Below are 17469 nucleotides of genomic sequence, written 5' to 3'. Positions count from 1 at the left end.
CCCCACCCGTACGCAGAAGGGCCCGGCACACCGAGTGCCGGGCCCTTCCTACGTCTGCGGCGTCAGGCCGGGTTGCCCGTCGAGACCTTGAGGATGATCGACGGCATCTCCTTGGGGTCGACGTCCTCGGAGGCCGTCGGGTACTGCTCCATGACCGTGCCCTCGCCGTACGTGTTCTCGTCGACCTTCTGGACGTCGTACTGCCAGCCCGCCGCCTGGAGGCACTTCTTCACCGAGTCGATGTTCTTGAAGGTGAAGTCCGGCAGCTCGATCTTGTCGGGGTCGTTGTACGACTCCACGGGCTCCGTGCACGCGGTCGTCTCGATGACCTTCGAGGTGTCCGGGCCCTTGTGCCCCTCGACCACGGTCGGCGAGGAGGACGCCTTCGCGCCGTCGGCGCCGCCCTCGGCCTCGGTGCCCGAGCTCAGGGAGAGCGCCAGGATCAGACCACCGACCGCGAGGACGGACACGGCGATCGCGCCCACGATGACGCCCTTGTTGCTCTTCCCGCCGCCGGAACGCCCCGCCGACATGGAGGACTGCTGGGGTGTGATGTTGTACGGCGGCGGCGTGGCCGAGCCCTGCTGCGGCGAGTACGCGGCGGTCTGCGGCGGTGTCTGGTAGCCGCCCTGCTGCGGGTAGCCGTAGGACGGGGCGGGCGTCGGAGCCGGTGTCGGCGGACCGTAACCACCCGTCGCCGGCGGCTGGTACGGCGTCTGGACGCTGCCCGACTGCGGGGCGCCCGTGTGGTCGATCGGCGGGAAGACGGCGGAGGAGACACCCGCGCCGCTGGCCGTCTGCACACCCGGCACGATGCTCGGCGCGACGGGCTGGAGGGACGCGGCGACCCGCAGGCACTCGTCCCGCATGGCCTCCGCGCTCGGGAACCGCTCGTTCGGGTTCTTCTTCAGCGCGCGGGCGATGATCGCGTCCACGGCCGGCGGCAGGGAACGGTTGATCGAGGAGGGAGCGACCGGCTCCTCCTGGACGTGCGCGTACGCGATGGCCAGCGGCGAGTCCGCCTCGAACGGCAGTCGCCCGGTGGTCAGTTGGAAGAGCATGATGCCGACCGAGTACAGGTCGGAGCGGGCGTCCACGCCACGGCCGAGGGCCTGCTCGGGCGAGAGGTACTGCGGGGTGCCGACGACCATGCCGGTCTGCGTCATCGACGTGACACCGGACTGCATGGCGCGGGCGATGCCGAAGTCCATGACCTTCACGACGTTGCGCTTGGTCATCATCACGTTGCCCGGCTTGATGTCCCGGTGGACCAGGCCCATCTCGTGGCTGATCTCCAGCGCCGCCAGCACGTCCGCGGTGATCTTCAGCGCCTTGTCGGAGGGCATGGCGCCGAGCTGGGCGACATCCGCGTCGAGCACCGAACCGAGCGGCTTGCCCTCGACGTACTCCATGACGATGTAGGGCATCGTCATGCCGTCGAGATCGTCCTCGCCGGTGTCGAAGACCGACACGATGTTGGTGTGGGTGAGCTTCGCCACGGCCTGCGCCTCACGGCGGAAACGCTCACGGAAGGCCTGTTCGCGGCCGAGGTCGGTGTGAAGTGTCTTGATCGCGACCTGTCGGTCGAGCACCGAGTCGTACGCGAGGTGGACGGAGGCCATGCCGCCCTCGCCGAGCAGGTCACGCAGTTGGTACCGGCCACCGGCTAGCGACCGCCCCGCGTACCGGCCCTGTGCGGCGTCCTGGCTCATCTTCCTGCGTCCCCCATCGGCGCGCGCGAAAGCTGTTGGACTGGCTCCCGCGATCGGTGATCCCTGATGATGCTGGTGATCCTTTGTGCTATTCCCGGCCAAGTCTGCCCCAGGGCACTGACACGTCAAGCGCGGTGCCCGATCCGTGACCGTACGCGAAAGAAGCGTCGCGGAAGCGTTACAGGGGGCGTACGCCCGGTACACAGAACTTGCACGAGTGCGCGCGCTGCGGGTTTCATGGCCGATCAACCTTTGAATCCACCTTGAATCCGTCGTGAACCCGTCGCGCATCCAACCCGGACCGGCCTCTTGCGTGAAGGCTGTAGCGTGGCCGACGGAGACCGTAACAAGTACCGCGCGGACCGCGGGCAGAAACGACGGCGAGGACTGATGGCACAGCAGCAGCGCTCTCAGGGCCCGTCCGACCCCGAGGCGACTGGCGGCGGCATGTCGGACGCGCCGGAGTTGTGGGGCAACGGCGGGCTCGTAGGCGACGGCCGGTACCGGATGACCCACAGACTGGGCCGGGGCGGCATGGCCGAGGTGTTCGCGGCCGAGGACGTGCGCCTCGGTCGGACGGTCGCGGTCAAACTGCTCCGTTCCGACCTGGCCGAGGACCCCATCTCCAAGGCCCGCTTCACGCGTGAGGCCCAGGCGGTGGCCGGTCTCAACCACCACTCGATCGTGGCGGTCTACGACTCCGGTGAAGACATGGTGAACGGCACCCCCGTGCCGTACATCGTCATGGAGCTGGTCGAGGGCCGCACCATCCGTGACCTGCTGATCAACGCCGAGGCGCCCGGCCCCGAGCAGGCGCTGATCATCGTCTCCGGTGTGCTGGAGGCCCTGGCGTACTCGCACCAGCACGGCATCGTGCACCGTGACATCAAGCCGGCGAACGTCATCATCACCACCAACGGCGCGGTGAAGGTGATGGACTTCGGCATCGCCCGCGCCCTGCACGGGGCGTCGACGACGATGACGCAGACCGGCATGGTCATGGGCACGCCCCAGTACCTCTCGCCGGAGCAGGCGCTCGGCAAGGCCGTCGATCACCGCTCCGACCTGTACGCCACCGGCTGTCTGCTCTACGAACTCCTCGCGCTCAGGCCGCCGTTCATCGGCGAGACCCCGCTGTCGGTGGTCTACCAGCACGTCCAAGACATCCCGGTGCCGCCCTCCGAGACCTCGGAGGGTTCGGCGCCCCCGGAGCTCGACGGCCTGGTCATGCGCTCCCTCGCCAAGGAGCCGGACGACCGGTTCCAGACGGCCGAGGAGATGCGCGGCCTGGTCCAGTACGGCCTGCAGATGCTCTACGACCAGGGCGGCCACACCGGCACCTGGAACACCGGGCCCGTCACCGTGCACGAGGGCCGGCACACGCCGCCGGGCGGTATGTCCGGTACAGCCGTCATGTCGCACCCCGGGGAGTCGGGCACCTCGCAGATTCCGCAGCCGATCCTGCCGGGGTACGGCGGGGGCGGCCGGGACGACGGCGGCTTCGAGGGGAGCGGCAACCGGGGCAGCGGCCGCGGCAAGCTGTGGATCCTCGCCGTCCTCGCGGTGATCGCCATCGCCGCGGGCGTCGCACTGGCGCTGAACAACAACGGTGACAGCGGTGGCGGCGACACCGAGACCACGAAGTCCCCGACGGCGTCGACGTCCAGCAAGGACAAGGACACCAGCGAGTCGCCCAGCGAGGAGGCGACCGAGGAGACCACGGACGAAAGCACCGACTCGGACAACGGCGGCGGCTACACGCCGTCGTACACGCAGTCGCCGAGCTTCAGCCAGTCGCCGACCCAGAGTGAGCCGTCGGAGGAGCCGACGACCGAGGAGCCGACGACCGAGGAGCCGACACCCACGGACGACGGGGAGGAGTCGCCCCCGCCGGAAGAGTCGCCCGATGACAGCAGTGGCGGCGGAGACGCGGGCGGCCTGCCGGGCGGCATCGGCGGCGAAAACGGGTGACCCCGGTGCAGGGGGCGACCCGGGCGGACCTCGCCCGGGTCGCCCCCTTCGCTGTGGAGCGCGCTCCGCGTGGGCTCACCCCACGAACGCCTCGCGCACCGCGTCGTACTCCCGTGTCCACCACACCACCAGCGCCGAGGCCGCGGGGAACTGCGGGTCGGCGCGGGTGTCGCCGCGTTCGTAGCGCCAGCGCAGCATCCAGAAGTCGTTGAGCCGCTCCCACCACACGCGGTGCACGGCCGCCGCGAGCTCGGCCGGGGCGGCGCCCGCGGAACGCCGGTACGCGCGCGCGTAGGAGCGCACCCTCGCCAGGTCCAGCGCGCCGACGGGACGCACGAAGAAGATCACCGCCGCCCGGACGGCCTCCTCGGCGCGCGGCCGCACACCGAGCCGGTCCCAGTCGAGGATCGCGGCCGGCACCTCGGGGACGTCGTCCCGGTAGAGCACGTTGTAGGGGTGGAAGTCGCCGTGCACCCACCCCACCGAGCCGCCCCTGGGCGGTCGCCGGTCCGCGTGCCGTTCCAGCAGTCGCCGCCGCTCCAGCAGCCGGTGCCGGGCGAGCGCGTCGAAGGGGCCGGCCGGGCGGTGGCGGCGTACCCGGTCCAGCAGGTCGTCGATGAGGGCGAAGGTACGGACGGGGTCGGCGCTCTCGGTCCCGGGAGCCTCAAAAGCCCCCATGGCCTCGGCAGCCGCCGGCTGACCTCGCATCTCCCGGGTCCCGCGCTGCGCCGGGATCAGCCGCCTCCGTGCGGGCGGGATCGGCCCCTGGGGCGGCATCACGCGCTCCAGCAAGGCGTGCACGACACCCAGCAGGGCCCCGAGACGGGCGCACTGCCCGGCGGTGAGCTGGCCGCCGTGCCGGTGGCGCCCCTCGATCCAGGGGTGCAGGGCGTAGGCGTGGCCGGCGACGACCGCCACGGTGTCGCCGTCCCGTCCGGTCAGCGGCGGGGCGACGGGAACGCCCAGGTCGGCGAGGTGCTGGGTGGCCCGGTGCTGGCGCGCGATCGCGGCCGGGTCGGCGGTCTCGGGGTCGAAGTGGTGCTTGAGGAAGTACCGGCCGCGGGTGGTGCGGAGCCGGTAGCCGCGATTGAGGAGCCCCTCGTCGACGGGTTCACAGGCCAGCACGGACCCGGCGGCGTACTGCTCCAGCAGGGGGCCCAGAGGGGGCGCGTGGAGCACAGGGGGTGGTACAGATGAGCGCGGCACGCGCCAGATGTTAGGGCACGCGACGCGCCGCTGACCTCCCGCTTGTCACACACAGTCGTTACCGATCACAGAGTGCATGGATCCGAACTGTGGCTCGACGCGCAGACATGCGGGCGGGCGACCGCCGCGCCGGAGCGGAACCGGGCGGTCCCGCCGTCCGCACGGATGGAGCAACTTGCGCCACCGATCTCACGGCCCGGCTCCGGCGAACTCTTCCCGTGGCCGGGGTGGCCGGGATAACGTGCCGGTGTTCCGGCCCCCTGCCAGGCTGTTTCCAGTGCTGTGACCAGCAGCTGTTCCCGACGGACGCGAACTACTTGGACCCCCTAGTACCGAATTACTTGGAAATCCAAGGAAAATCGCAGGTCAGTAGGGGTTTCACAGGAATGTGGCGCACTGGGTAACGTGCCTCGTGCAGGGCGCTCGCCGGGGCACCTGTCACGTCTGTTCCCGGCCAAGGGCACCCACCCCGTGCACGGGCACCGGGATCAGGCGAGCCGCACTGGTCACCCGGCAACCCCGGGGGCCGGACCGACGGAGGAGCACACGTGACCGTGGAGAGCACTGCCGCGCGCAAGCCGCGACGCAGCGCCGCAGGCAAGACCGGCACCACCGGCAGCAAGGCGGCCGGCACCACCGGCACCAGGCGCGCCGCTGCCAAGAAGCCGACCGACGCCCAGCCCGAACTCGTTCAGCTGCTGACGCCCGAGGGCAAGCGCGTCAAGAACGCCGAGTACGACCCGTTCGTCGCGGACATCACCGCCGACGAGCTGCGCGGTCTGTACCGCGACATGGTGCTGACCCGTCGCTTCGACGCCGAGGCCACCTCCCTGCAGCGCCAGGGCGAGCTGGGCCTGTGGGCCTCGCTCCTCGGCCAGGAGGCCGCCCAGATCGGCTCCGGGCGGGCCACCCGCGAGGACGACTACGTCTTCCCGACCTACCGCGAGCACGGCGTCGCCTGGTGCCGCGGCGTCGACCCCACCAATCTGCTCGGCATGTTCCGCGGCGTGAACAACGGCGGCTGGGACCCGAACAGCAACAACTTCCACCTCTACACGATCGTCATCGGCTCCCAGACGCTGCACGCCACCGGCTACGCCATGGGCATCGCCAAGGACGGCGCCGACTCGGCGGTCATCGCCTACTTCGGTGACGGTGCCTCCAGCCAGGGCGACGTCGCCGAGGCGTTCACCTTCTCCGCGGTCTACAACGCGCCGGTCGTGTTCTTCTGCCAGAACAACCAGTGGGCCATCTCGGAGCCCACGGAGAAGCAGACCCGCGTCCCGCTGTACCAGCGCGCCCAGGGCTTCGGCTTCCCGGGCGTCCGCGTCGACGGCAACGACGTGCTGGCCTGCCTCGCGGTCACCAAGTGGGCGCTGGAGCGCGCCCGCCGGGGCGAGGGCCCGACCCTCGTCGAGGCGTACACCTACCGCATGGGCGCCCACACCACCTCCGACGACCCGACCCGCTACCGCCACGACGACGAGCGGGTGGCCTGGGAGGCCAAGGACCCGATCGCGCGTCTGCGCGGCTACCTCGAGTCCGAAACGGACACGAACGAGGGATTCTTCGCGGAACTCGAAGCGGAGAGCGAGGCGTTGGGAAGGCGAGTGCGCGAAGTGGTGCGTGCCATGCCCGACCCGGACCACTTCGCCATCTTCGAGAACGCGTACGCGGACGGACACGCGCTCGTGGACGAGGAGCGCGCCCAGTTCGCGGCGTACCAGGCGTCGTTCGCCGATGTGGACGAAGAGGAGGGCAAGTAGCGATGACCACGCAGACAGCCGCGCAGACGGCAGGGCAGGGCGCCGGACCATCCGCCGTGAAGAACATGGCGATCGCCAAGGCGATCAACGAATCGCTGCGCACGGCCCTCGAAGCCGACCCCAAGGTCCTCGTCATGGGCGAGGACGTCGGCAAGCTCGGCGGAGTGTTCCGGGTGACCGACGGCCTCCAGAAGGACTTCGGCGAGGACCGGGTCATCGACACCCCGCTCGCCGAGTCCGGCATCGTCGGCACCGCCATCGGCCTGGCCCTCAGGGGCTACCGCCCGGTGGTGGAGATCCAGTTCGACGGCTTCGTCTTCCCCGCGTACGACCAGATCGTCACCCAGCTCGCCAAGATGCACGCGCGCTCGCTGGGCAAGGTCAAGCTCCCCGTCGTCGTCCGCATCCCCTACGGCGGCGGCATCGGCGCGGTCGAGCACCACTCCGAGTCCCCGGAGGCGCTGTTCGCGCACGTGGCGGGCCTGAAGGTGGTCTCGCCGTCGAACGCGTCGGACGCCTACTGGATGATGCAGCAGGCCATCCAGAGCGACGACCCGGTGATCTTCTTCGAGCCCAAGCGGCGCTACTGGGACAAGGGCGAGGTCAACCCCGAGGCGATCCCCGGCCCGCTGCACAAGGCCCGGGTGGTCCGCGAGGGCACCGACCTCACGCTCGCCGCGTACGGCCCGATGGTGAAGCTCTGCCAGGAGGTCGCCGACGCCGCCGCCGAGGAGGGCAGGGCCCTGGAGGTCCTGGACCTGCGGTCGGTCTCCCCGCTGGACTTCGACGCCGTCCAGGCGTCCGTGGAGCGGACGCGCCGTCTGATCGTGGTCCACGAGGCCCCGGTCTTCTTCGGCTCGGGCGCCGAGATCGCCGCCCGCATCACCGAGCGGTGCTTCTACCACCTGGAGGCACCCGTCCTCCGCGTCGGCGGGTACCACGCCCCCTATCCGCCGGCCCGGCTGGAGGAGGAGTACCTGCCGAATCTGGACCGGGTGCTCGACGCCGTCGACCGCTCACTGGCGTTCTGAGGGAGAGGTCCGTGACGACGATGACAGACACGTCTCCGCGCGAGTTCAAGATGCCCGACGTGGGCGAGGGACTCACCGAGGCCGAGATCCTCAAGTGGTACGTCCAGCCCGGTGACACCGTCACCGACGGCCAGATCGTCTGCGAGGTCGAGACGGCCAAGGCCGCCGTCGAACTGCCCATCCCCTACGACGGCGTGGTCCGCGCCCTGCACTTCCCCGAGGGCACCACGGTCGACGTCGGCACGTCCATCATCGCGGTGGACGTGGCGGGCGGCGCGGCCCCGGCCGAGCCGGAGCCCCCCGCGGCGAAGCCGGAGCCCGCTGCGGCCCCGGCGGCGGCACCGAAGCCGGCGGCACCGGCGGCCAAGAAGCCCGAGGGCCGCAAGCCGGTCCTCGTGGGCTACGGCGTCGCCGAGTCCTCCACGAAGCGCCGCCCCCGCAAGGGCGTCCCGGCCGCAGCCGCGCCGGCCGAGGACACGCTGTACGGTGCCTCGGCCCTCCAGAGCGTCCAGGGCGAGCTGAACGGCCACGGGCAGCACGGGATCACCGTCGCGCGTCCGCTGGCGAAGCCGCCGGTCCGCAAGCTGGCCAAGGACCTCGGGGTGGACCTGGCGACGATCACCCCGTCCGGCCCGGACGGCATCATCACCCGGGAGGACGTCCACGCGGCCGCGGCCCCGCCGACGGCTCCCGAGCCGGTGACGCAGGCGCCCACGGCACCGGCGGCCCCCGCCGCGTCCGTTCCGGCCCCGGCCCCGGCGTCGGCGGCCTCGTACGACGGCGCGCGCGAGACCCGTGTGCCCATCAAGGGTGTCCGGAAGGCGACGGCCGCGGCGATGGTCGGTTCGGCCTTCACCGCGCCGCACGTCACGGAGTTCGTGACCGTCGACGTGACCCGCACGATGAAGCTGGTCGAGGAGCTGAAGCAGGACAAGGAGCTGGCGGGGCTGCGGGTCAATCCGTTGCTGTTGATCGCCAAGGCCCTGCTGGTGGCCATCAGGCGCAATCCGGAGATCAACGCGTCCTGGGACGAGGCCGCCCAGGAGATCGTGGTCAAGCACTACGTGAACCTGGGCATCGCGGCGGCCACCCCGCGCGGTCTGATCGTCCCGAACATCAAGGACGCCCACGCGAAGACGCTGCCGCAACTGGCGGAGTCGCTGGGCGAGCTGGTCTCGACGGCCAAGGAGGGCCGGACCTCCCCGGCCGCGATGCAGGGCGGCACGGTCACCATCACCAATGTGGGCGTCTTCGGCATCGACACCGGCACGCCGATCCTCAACCCCGGCGAGTCCGCGATCCTCGCGGTCGGCTCGATCAAGCTCCAGCCGTGGGTCCACAAGGGGAAGGTGAAGCCCCGCCAGGTGACGACCCTCGCCCTGAGCTTCGACCACCGGTTGGTGGACGGGGAGCTGGGTTCGAAGGTGCTGGCGGACGTGGCGGCGATCCTGGAACAGCCGAAGAGGTTGATCACTTGGGCGTGAGACTCCCCGCTGGGTAGGCTCAGTCCACAGGGGCGCCGCAACTTCGGATTGCGACGCCCCTGTCCTGTTCCCGCTTTCGGGGAAAGGTCAGCGCTGGTGCAGCACGTACACCGGGGCGCCGTCCTCCGCCGCACCCACGGGATGGATGCAGGCGTGCTTGCGCAGCAGCCGGAGGCACTCGTTGACGCGGTGCACCGACAGTCCCGTACGGGCCGCGATGGCCTCCAGCGGCTGCCGTAGCTCACCCTCCTCGACGAGCACCGGCGCGATCACCACGGCCACCGTCCACACGTCCGTCGTCACGGACAACCGCTCGCGCCAGTCGGCCAGCACGGACTCGGTGGTGGGGTGCGTCTCGAAGGCGGTGGCGGCGGGAGCCGGGTGCGCGACGGCGAGGGTGTCGAGCCGGTTGGCGATGCGCTCCATCGCCTGGGCCATGGCCTGCTGAGCGGCGAGGCCGGCCCGCTGCATCTCGACCATCTGCTGCTGGGTTGCCAGCATTTGCTGCTGGGTTGCCAGCATCTGCTGCTGAGTTTCCAGCATCTGCTGCTGGGTTTCCGACATGTGCTGTTGCGAGTCCAGCATCTGCTGTTGCAACGCGAGTGACTTCTGCTGGGAGACCGCCAGTTGCTCGTCCGCCTGGAGGTTGCGCTCTTCGAGCCGGACGATGGCGTCGGCGATCTGCTCGGGCATGGCGTACGCGATGGGTGCGCCGGGGCCGACGGGCTGGACCTCAGCCTCGTCGAGGGCGTAGGAACCCTCCCGCTGAACGGTCTCGATCACCTCGGCGACCCACTGCTTGAAGGGTGCGCACTCTGGCTTGGTGCAGGCGCTGACGAGGAGGATCAGACCCTGGAGATCGATGAGATTCAGGTCTCGGCGCCACTCCCTACCTGCAGGAACGCTGAGACCGTAAGCTCCAGTTACGGTCTCAAGAATGTCTCGGTGCCTCTCGGGGACGTGATCCGCAAGGGCCTGTCGAGAGTTGGTGTGCCCCAACTGCTTGCAGACGTCCACCGCCGGAAACCAATGCGTCCCGTCCGGCATGGTGAGTCGGCGGACGCGGGCTCCGGTGGCCGCGTAGACGAAGTCGCCGACGTCGAGTGCGTCCACTTGCCGCATACGGGGGTCGGGTTGGTGCTTGCTGGGTTCGATCACGTGAACCACCTCCGCTGCGGAACGTACGGGGGCGGAAATCGAATATGCCAGCTGGGTTAGCCATGTTCACTATTGCGAGGTAAAGAAGCCTGATCGGCTTGCGTCGAGCACGAAAAAGGGGGCCACCGCGGTGTGCGGTGGCCCCCTTCCCGTGTGTCCGGCGAGGCGGGGCTAGAGCGCCGCGAAGCCGTAGTTGAGGAGCTTCTTCGCGTCCGCCAGACGGGTGTCGGCGTTGGACGCGGTGAGGACCGTGCCGTAGATCGTCTTGCCGTTGCGCGTGGCGGCGAAGACCAGGCAGTACTTCGCCTGGGTCCCGGAGCCCGTCTTGATGCCGATCGCGCCCTTGTAGGTGGTCAGCAGCGGCTTGTTGGTGTTCTCCCAGGTGTGGTAGCGGTAGCCACCGTTCTTGGTCGTCACCTTCTGCTTGGTGCTGACCGTCTTCACGATCGTCTTGAACGTCGAGTTCTTCATGACGTTGCGGGCGAGCGTGGTGAGGTCCTTCGGCGACGACTGGTTGGTGCCGTTGCTGATGCCGTCGAACGAGTCGAACTTCGTGTTCGTCATGCCGAGGCTCTTGGCGGTGGAGTTCATCTTGCCGATGAACGACTTCACCCGGGCCGCGCGGGTCGAGCCCGTGCCGAACTTGTCGGCGAGCGCGTACGCGGCGTCGCAGCCCGACGGCAGCATCAGCCCGTAGAGCAGCTGACGGACCGTGACCTTGTCGCCGACGAACAGGCCGGCCGAGGAGGCGCCGTTCTTGACGATGTAGTCGCTGTACGCCTTCTGGATCGTGACCTTGGCGTCCAGGTTCAGGTTCTTCTGCGACAGCACGACCTTGGCGGTCATGATCTTGGTGGTGGAGCCGGTGGCGCGCGCGGTCGTCGCGGTCTTGCCGAAGCTCTTGCCGGTGGCCGGGTTGATCACGAACGCGCCCTTGGCGTTCAGCGTCGGCTTCGCGACGGCGGCCTGCGCGGGAGCGGAGGTGGCTACTCCCGTCGCGATCATCGCACCGGTGGTCACGACGACTGCAGCGGCTCTGCGGACACGTGCGCCCTTTATGGCGGTAATCAAGTCAAGTACCCCGATTGCGTCAAATGTCTGAGGAGCGCGGCCACTTGGGCTCCGATTGCGGGCAAGCAGGGCCGCTTCTCGTGTGACAAGTGAGTAGCACAAAAGGTTGCGCTCTGGGTGAGGCAGGGGGCAATTCGAGTCCATCTCACACTCTTCTGACGGGTTCACGGTGGGTGCGAGACGCGTTCGAAATCGTCTTCGGCGCGGGCGTGCCGTTCCGGATCGTGGACGTGGACGGCAATGCGTACGTGTTGTATCTATGCTGTGGGCATGCCCTCCGCCCCGGCTCCCGCTTCCGTCCCCGCCGTCCCCGCCGTCAAGCAGCCACCCGCCGCCGACCGTGTCTACGCCCACGTCAAACAGGGTGTGCTGGAGCGCCGCTACGAGGGCGGCACCTTGCTCACCGAGGGCGAGCTGGCCGAGGCCGTCGGCGTGTCCCGGACGCCCGTGCGGGAGGCCCTGCTGCGGCTGGAGGTCGAAGGGCTGATCAAGCTCTACCCGAAGAAGGGCGCCCTGGTGCTGCCCGTCTCCGCGCAGGAGATCGCGGATGTCGTGGAGACCCGGCAGCTGGTCGAGGAGCACGCGGTGCGCAAGACGGCCCCGGCCTCGCCGCAGCTGATCGAGCGGCTGGAGAGCCTGCTGGAGCAGCAGAAGGAGCAGGCCGCCGCCGGGGACCTGGCGGGCGCCGCGGTGACCGACCGCTGTTTCCACGCCGAGATCGTCCGCAGCGGGGGCAACGAGATCCTCTCCCGCCTCTACGACCAACTCCGCGACCGGCAGCTGCGGATGGGCGTCGCCGTGATGCACGCGCACCCCGACCGCATCACCAAGACGCTCACCGAGCACGAGGAGATCCTCCGGGCGCTGCGCGCGGGCGATGCGGAGGCGGCCGTGGAGATCGTGCACCGGCACGTCAGCTGGTTCTCCAACCTGGCACGGGGAGAGGTCCGTTGAGCCGCCCCGCCATCACGTCGTCCGCCGGGACCCTGCCCGGAGACCCGCCCGGCGGCCGTCGCGCCCTCGCTGTGTGGGGTGTGGGCGTCTCCGTCTACTTCGTCGCCGTCATCTTCCGTACGTCGCTGGGCGTGGCCGGCCTCGACGCCGCCGAGCGCTTCCATGTGGGTGCCTCCGCGCTGTCGACGTTCTCGATCCTCCAGCTGCTGGTCTACGCCGGCATGCAGATTCCCGTCGGCCTGCTGGTCGACCGGCTCGGCACCAAGAAGGTGCTGACGCTGGGCATCCTGCTGTTCACGGCCGGCCAGATCGGCTTCGCGCTGTCGCCGACGTACGGCATGGCGCTGGCGTCGCGGGCGCTGCTGGGCTGCGGCGACGCGATGACGTTCATCAGTGTGCTGCGGCTGGGCAGCCGGTGGTTCCCGGCCCGGCGCGGACCGATGATCGCGCAGATGGCGGGCCTGGTCGGCATGGCGGGCAACCTGGTCTCGACGCTGCTGCTGGCCCGGCTGCTGCACGGGGTGGGCTGGACGGCGGCGTTCGCGGGCAGCTCGGTCGCCGGTCTGGTCGTGCTGGTCCTCACCCTGCTGTTCCTGAAGGACCACCCGGACGGGCACGAGCCGCAGCCGTTCCCGCACCACGGGGCGGCGTACGTGCGGCGGCAGATCGTGGCGTCCTGGCGGGAGCCCGGCACCCGGCTCGGGATGTGGGTGCACTTCACCACCCAGTTCCCGGCGATGGTGTTCCTGCTGCTGTGGGGGCTGCCGTTCCTGGTCCAGGCGCAGGGGCTCAGCCGGGGCACCGCCGGTGAACTGCTCACCCTCGTCGTCCTGTCCAACATGGTGGTCGGACTGGTGTACGGGCAGATCGTCGCCCGGCACCACGCCGCGCGGCTGCCGCTGGCGCTCGGCACGGTCCTCACGACGGCCGCGGTGTGGGCGACCACGCTCCTGTACCCCGGTGAGCACGCCCCGATGTGGCTTCTGATCGTGCTCTGCGCGGTCCTCGGCGCCTGCGGTCCGGCCTCGATGCTCGGCTTCGACTTCGCCCGCCCGGCGAACCCGCCGGAGCGTCAGGGCACCGCGTCCGGAATCACCAACATGGGTGGTTTCGTCGCCTCCATGACGACCCTCCTCGCGGTCGGCGTCCTCCTGGACCTGACCGGCGACGACTACGGCATCGCCTTCTCCGCCGTCTTCGTCCTCCAGGCGCTGGGCCTGAGCCAGATCCTGCGCCTGCGCGGCCGAGCGGCCCGCCGGGAACGGGAACGTCTGGTGGCGAGCCGCGTGGAGACGGTTCACGTACCGGCGTAGTGGCCGGGACGCCGCCGTACGGGGCGTGTGGCGCGGTGCGGACCCTGCCGCTAGACGGTCACCGCGAACGCGTGCAGGATCGCCGCGATCAGGTGGGGGTCGCCCTCGGCCTTGATGCGGTCGGCGACGAGGTCGGCGGTGACGCGGCCGCAGGCGAGGCGGACGTAGGTCTCCCAGTCGAGGGTGAGGCTGGCGGCGGGGCCGAGCGCGGGAGCGGTCTCCAGCGTCCCGCGGCCCTGGATGTCCACGCGGACGGTACGGATGAACTCCACCGGGCCGTGCACGTCGAAGACGACCGCGGAACTGCGCGGCGCCTGCGCGTCCTCCGCGACCACCTTCGGCAGCACGGACAGCAGCTCGTCACGGACGACGTACGCGCCCGGCGAGTCCAGGTTCCCCGGCTGCCCCAGCGCGGCGCGCAGGTCCTGCTCGTGGACCCAGACGTCGAACGCGCGGTTGCGCATGGCCTGTTCGAGGGTCAGCTCCGTGCCGAGCGGGCCCCGCACCTTGTGCCCCGGGTCCCGTGACTCGTTCCGCAGCTGGCGGTTGCGCCGGATGATCGTGTACTCCAGCTCGGAGGTCATCTCCGGCGCGGTGTGATGCCGGCGGGCGTCGACCTGCATCTCCATGTACCGCTGGTGCTCGGTCCGTACGTGGTACAGGTCGCGCGGGAGGGTGTGGATCGGCCGGGGGTCGCCGAGCATCTCGCAGTCCAGGCCGATGACATGGGAGACCACATCGCGCACCGACCAGCCGGGGCATGGCGTCCGCCGGTTCCACTCGCCCTCCACGAGCGGCGTCACCAGCTCGGATATCGCGTCCACGGAGTGGGTCCAGGCGTCGGCGTAGGGCTGAAGAGTGGGATGCAGACTCACGGAACGGGACCCCTCGGGCGGTCGGTACGTGTCAGTACGGTCGGTACGTGTCGGCTACGTGGACGGTGGTCTTCAGTGGGGGCGTCGGCGTTGACGGCGTGGAGCGGTTCGTCGGCGGCTGTCAGTGGGTGCTGTGAAACGTTAAGTTACGCTGCTGTGAGGCACCCCGGCAGTGCTTTCGTGTGACGATCGTAGGCCGGTGTGGACAGCTCGAATGCCAGGACGGTGGTAGTGTGCGCGCCTCGCTCATCCAGATCGGTGTAGACGAGGACGAATCGGTCGATTCGCGCAGGCGGCGGGCGGCCTCGCTGGTGCGGGAGCAGACCGGCGCCGATCTCGTCGTCCTGCCGGAGCTCTGGACCACCGGCGCCTTCGCGTTCGAATCCTTCGACGCGGCGGCCGAACCGCTGGAAGGGCCGACGTACGAGGCGATGGCCAAGGCGGCGAGCGACACGGGCGTCTGGCTGCACGCGGGCTCGATCCCGGAGCGCGACCCCGACGGAGCCCTCTACAACACCTCCCTCGTCTTCTCACCGTCCGGCGACCTCGCCGCGGCCTACCGCAAGATCCACCGCTTCGGCTTCGACAAGGGCGAGGCCGTGCTGATGGGCGCCGGCGCGGAGCTGGTGACGGTCCGGCTGCCGGACACGACCGTCGGCATCGCCACCTGCTACGACCTGCGGTTCCCCGAGCTGTTCCGGGGCCTCGTCGACGCGGGCGCCGAGATGTTCGTCCTGTCGGCGGGCTGGCCGGAGCGCCGGCGCTCCCACTGGACGCTGCTGGCGCAGGCCCGCGCCGTGGAGAACCAGGCCTACGTCCTCGCCTGCGGGACGGCCGGTACGCACGCGGGCGTCCCCCAGGCCGGCCACTCGATCGTGGTCGATCCCTGGGGCGAGGTCCTGGCGGAGGCGGGCGCCGACGAGGAGGTCCTGACGGTGGAGTTCGACCCGGCGAAGGTCGCGACCACGCGGGAACAGTTCCCGGCGCTGAAGGACCGCCTCCTGGGCTTGGAGCCACCGCGCCGCTGAACCTCCGCTCAGCCCTGCGGCGGGGTTCGGGGGCCGTTCCGCAGGGTGGTGAGGAGCGCGTGCAGGGCGGTGGGGGTGGGCGACAGGATGGTGGTGGGGCTGTCGCTCTCGCGGAGGTGGAGGGTGGTGGGGGTGGTGGATATCTCTACGCAGGAGGTGTCTCCGCCTCCCCCGGAGAACGACGACTTCTGCCAGTGGAGTCCTTCGGGCACAGGGAGATCCTTCACAGTTCCTGGGCGATACGGCGGATGAGGTCAAGGGAAGCATTCTGCGTGAGCGCTGCCTTGTCGATACTTTCGAAGAGAGCCCGGTATCGGTTCAGCCGCGCTGTGGCGTTGATGAATTCGGCGCCATGTGTGGTGTCGATCTGCACGGTGTCGAGTGGGGATACCGGCCCGCCCACGTACTGCATGGCGTACCCGGCGCCTGCGAAGCCCTCGGCGGTGAAGGGGACGACGCGGAGGGTGAGAGAGGCCCTGTCGGCTGCCTGAAGAAGGTGTCCGAGCTGGGCGCGGGTGACCTGGGAACCGCCGACGCGCATGCGCAGCGCGGCCTCGTGGATGACGACGTCGTACGGTGTGCCTGCCTCCAGTACCTGCTGTCGCCGCATCCGGAACGAGACACGGGTCTCGCGGGCCTCTTCCGAAAGGCTCGGTTCGCAGAAGACCGAGGCGGCGCGCACGTGTTCCTCGATCTGGAGGACTCCCGGGATGTGCACCACTTCGAATACGCGTACGTATGACGCGTCATGCTCCAGTTCGGCCAGGTCGAGCGCCTGCGGTGGCATCGCGCCCCTGTACTCCTCCCACCAGTTGCCGAGGCGGGGTACTGACATCTCGACCAGCGCGTCAACGAGGGCGGTGTCGTCGCAGTCGTAGAACTCCGCCATCCTGCGGAGTCGTTCAGTGCTGAGGCCGAACCGTCCGGACTCGATGTGGCTGATCTGGGTCGGGCTGACTCCCAGTTGCGCGGCGGCCTTCCGGTTCGAGACGCCCGATGCCTCGCGCAGTTTCCGCAACTCTGCGCCCAATCGAGCCTGTCGGGCGGTCGGGGTGGGCCTCGATGTCATGCCTTCTCCTCGATCGGGTGACGAGCTTCCCTGAAACGTTGAGCCTGCTCAACGTTTACCGCTACGGTTGCCACTGTACTCACGGAGAGTGCCCGTGTGGTCACTCATCCGCAACTCCCGCGCACCCACCCCCCGTTGGAAGCGCCACGCCGACCATCGACACCGGGGCGCCGGACAGCAACGCGGACAGGCGCGTGCAACCCCCTCACCTCCACCGGAGTTGATGCCCCATGCCCTCGTACACCCTCATCTGCCCACCCGTCGAAACCTCCCCCCACATCGCCCGCGATTTCGTCGCCACCGTCCTGCACGCGCTGCACCTGGACCGCACCCTCGTCGACGACGCGGTCCTCTGCGCCTCCGAACTCGTCACCAACGCCTGCGTGCACGCCAAGGGCGGTGACGGCACCGTGCTGTGGCTGGCCGTGGAGGAGGGGCGGCTCCGGGTGGTGGTGTACGACGGGGACAAGAACCCGCCGGTCATAAGGGAACTGACGACTGAGACCTGGGAACGGGGCGGCGGCCGGGGACTGTATCTGGTCGACGCCCTCACCGAGGGCCGCTGGGGGCACGGGGCGGACGTCCCGTACGGCGGCCCGACACACCCGGTGGGCAAGGCGGTCTGGTTCGACCTGCCCGTACGGCGACGGGCGGTGCCGTGTTGACCGACGAGCCGCGAACGCCCGAGAGCAGGCAGCGGCATCTCGTATCGGCGGCCGTCGTCCTGGGCCTCGCGCGGCCGATGGTCGACGACGGCGCATGCCTGACGGCCAACCAACTGCGCTGGATCGCGGGCCGTCTGGTCGAGTCCCTGGCGGAGGTCCTCAAGAT

General features: G+C 69.8%; 15 protein-coding genes. 8 read left to right on the top strand and 7 right to left on the bottom strand.

Going from position 1 to position 17469, the window contains the following annotated elements; all coding sequences use genetic code 11:
• Positions 1-62: 62 nt before the first annotated feature.
• Positions 63-1712: a protein kinase domain-containing protein gene (locus ACZ52C_RS11325; protein ID WP_469074484.1), complete on the bottom strand. Its 1650-nt coding sequence runs from the start codon at positions 1710-1712 to the stop codon at positions 63-65.
• A gap of 390 nt (positions 1713-2102) precedes the next feature.
• Between ACZ52C_RS11325 and ACZ52C_RS11320 the strand changes: the two genes are divergently transcribed.
• Entirely contained in the window at positions 2103-3683 is a 1581-nt protein-coding gene (locus ACZ52C_RS11320; RefSeq protein WP_469074483.1) for a protein kinase domain-containing protein, read from the top strand.
• A gap of 75 nt (positions 3684-3758) precedes the next feature.
• Here the strand turns inward: ACZ52C_RS11320 and ACZ52C_RS11315 are convergent, their stop codons facing one another.
• Positions 3759-4889, bottom strand: coding sequence for a phosphotransferase (locus ACZ52C_RS11315; protein WP_469074482.1), 1131 nt, complete (start codon positions 4887-4889; stop codon positions 3759-3761).
• Positions 4890-5437: 548 nt separating this feature from the next.
• Here ACZ52C_RS11315 and pdhA point away from each other — a divergent pair.
• The 3 genes from pdhA to ACZ52C_RS11300 are packed head-to-tail and all read left to right on the top strand — an operon-like array spanning position 5438 to position 9170.
• Positions 5438-6655, top strand: coding sequence for a pyruvate dehydrogenase (acetyl-transferring) E1 component subunit alpha (gene pdhA / locus ACZ52C_RS11310; RefSeq protein ID WP_469074481.1), 1218 nt, complete (start codon positions 5438-5440; stop codon positions 6653-6655).
• Positions 6656-6657: 2 nt separating this feature from the next.
• The gene (locus ACZ52C_RS11305) at positions 6658-7686 is read left to right on the top strand and encodes an alpha-ketoacid dehydrogenase subunit beta (RefSeq protein ID WP_469074480.1); all 1029 of its coding nucleotides are present in this window, start codon (positions 6658-6660) and stop codon (positions 7684-7686) included.
• A gap of 11 nt (positions 7687-7697) precedes the next feature.
• Positions 7698-9170 (top strand): dihydrolipoamide acetyltransferase family protein, encoded by a 1473-nt coding sequence (locus ACZ52C_RS11300; RefSeq protein ID WP_469074479.1) that lies wholly within the window; start codon positions 7698-7700, stop codon positions 9168-9170.
• An 87-nt stretch (positions 9171-9257) separates the two neighbouring features.
• Here ACZ52C_RS11300 and ACZ52C_RS11295 read toward each other — a convergent pair whose 3' ends face one another.
• A complete protein-coding gene (locus ACZ52C_RS11295) occupies positions 9258-10328 on the bottom strand; it encodes a BRO-N domain-containing protein (protein WP_469074478.1) in 1071 nt (356 codons plus the stop codon).
• A 171-nt stretch (positions 10329-10499) separates the two neighbouring features.
• Positions 10500-11333, bottom strand: a complete 834-nt coding sequence (locus ACZ52C_RS11290) for a D-alanyl-D-alanine carboxypeptidase family protein (RefSeq protein ID WP_469074477.1) — start codon at positions 11331-11333, stop codon at positions 10500-10502.
• Positions 11334-11669: 336 nt separating this feature from the next.
• On the opposite strand from ACZ52C_RS11290, the gene ACZ52C_RS11285 reads away from it, so the two are divergent.
• Both ACZ52C_RS11285 and ACZ52C_RS11280 read left to right on the top strand, forming a co-directional pair.
• Complete coding sequence (locus ACZ52C_RS11285) at positions 11670-12353, top strand: GntR family transcriptional regulator (protein ID WP_469074476.1); 684 nt, start codon at positions 11670-11672, stop codon at positions 12351-12353.
• Positions 12350-13666, top strand: coding sequence for an MFS transporter (locus ACZ52C_RS11280; RefSeq protein ID WP_469074475.1), 1317 nt, complete (start codon positions 12350-12352; stop codon positions 13664-13666). Before ACZ52C_RS11285 ends, ACZ52C_RS11280 begins: the two co-directional genes overlap by 4 nt.
• Positions 13667-13716: 50 nt before the next feature.
• Here ACZ52C_RS11280 and ACZ52C_RS11275 read toward each other — a convergent pair whose 3' ends face one another.
• Positions 13717-14541 carry a maleylpyruvate isomerase family mycothiol-dependent enzyme gene (locus ACZ52C_RS11275; RefSeq protein WP_469074474.1) on the bottom strand — a complete coding sequence of 275 codons (825 nt, stop codon included), beginning with the start codon at positions 14539-14541 and terminating at the stop codon, positions 13717-13719.
• A 233-nt stretch (positions 14542-14774) separates the two neighbouring features.
• On the opposite strand from ACZ52C_RS11275, the gene ACZ52C_RS11270 reads away from it, so the two are divergent.
• Positions 14775-15569, top strand: coding sequence for a carbon-nitrogen family hydrolase (locus ACZ52C_RS11270; RefSeq protein ID WP_469074473.1), 795 nt, complete (start codon positions 14775-14777; stop codon positions 15567-15569).
• 8 nt (positions 15570-15577) lie between these two features.
• On the opposite strand, the gene ACZ52C_RS11265 is transcribed toward ACZ52C_RS11270, so the two are convergent.
• Complete coding sequence (locus ACZ52C_RS11265; RefSeq protein WP_469074472.1) at positions 15578-15796, bottom strand: DUF397 domain-containing protein; 219 nt, start codon at positions 15794-15796, stop codon at positions 15578-15580.
• Entirely contained in the window at positions 15793-16638 is an 846-nt protein-coding gene (locus tag ACZ52C_RS11260) for a helix-turn-helix domain-containing protein (protein ID WP_028796396.1), read from the bottom strand. The genes ACZ52C_RS11265 and ACZ52C_RS11260 overlap by 4 nt, the downstream gene beginning before the upstream one ends.
• A gap of 230 nt (positions 16639-16868) precedes the next feature.
• Between ACZ52C_RS11260 and ACZ52C_RS11255 the strand changes: the two genes are divergently transcribed.
• On the top strand, positions 16869-17303 hold the full coding sequence (locus ACZ52C_RS11255; protein ID WP_469074471.1) for an ATP-binding protein: 435 nt from the start codon (positions 16869-16871) through the stop codon (positions 17301-17303).
• The last annotated feature ends 166 nt before the right edge of the window (positions 17304-17469 follow it).

It is taken from the genome of Streptomyces sp. NPDC034049, assembly GCF_055575575.1.
The sequence above is the reverse complement of the archived record's forward strand: the minus strand, read 5'-3'. Positions and strand labels throughout refer to the sequence as shown.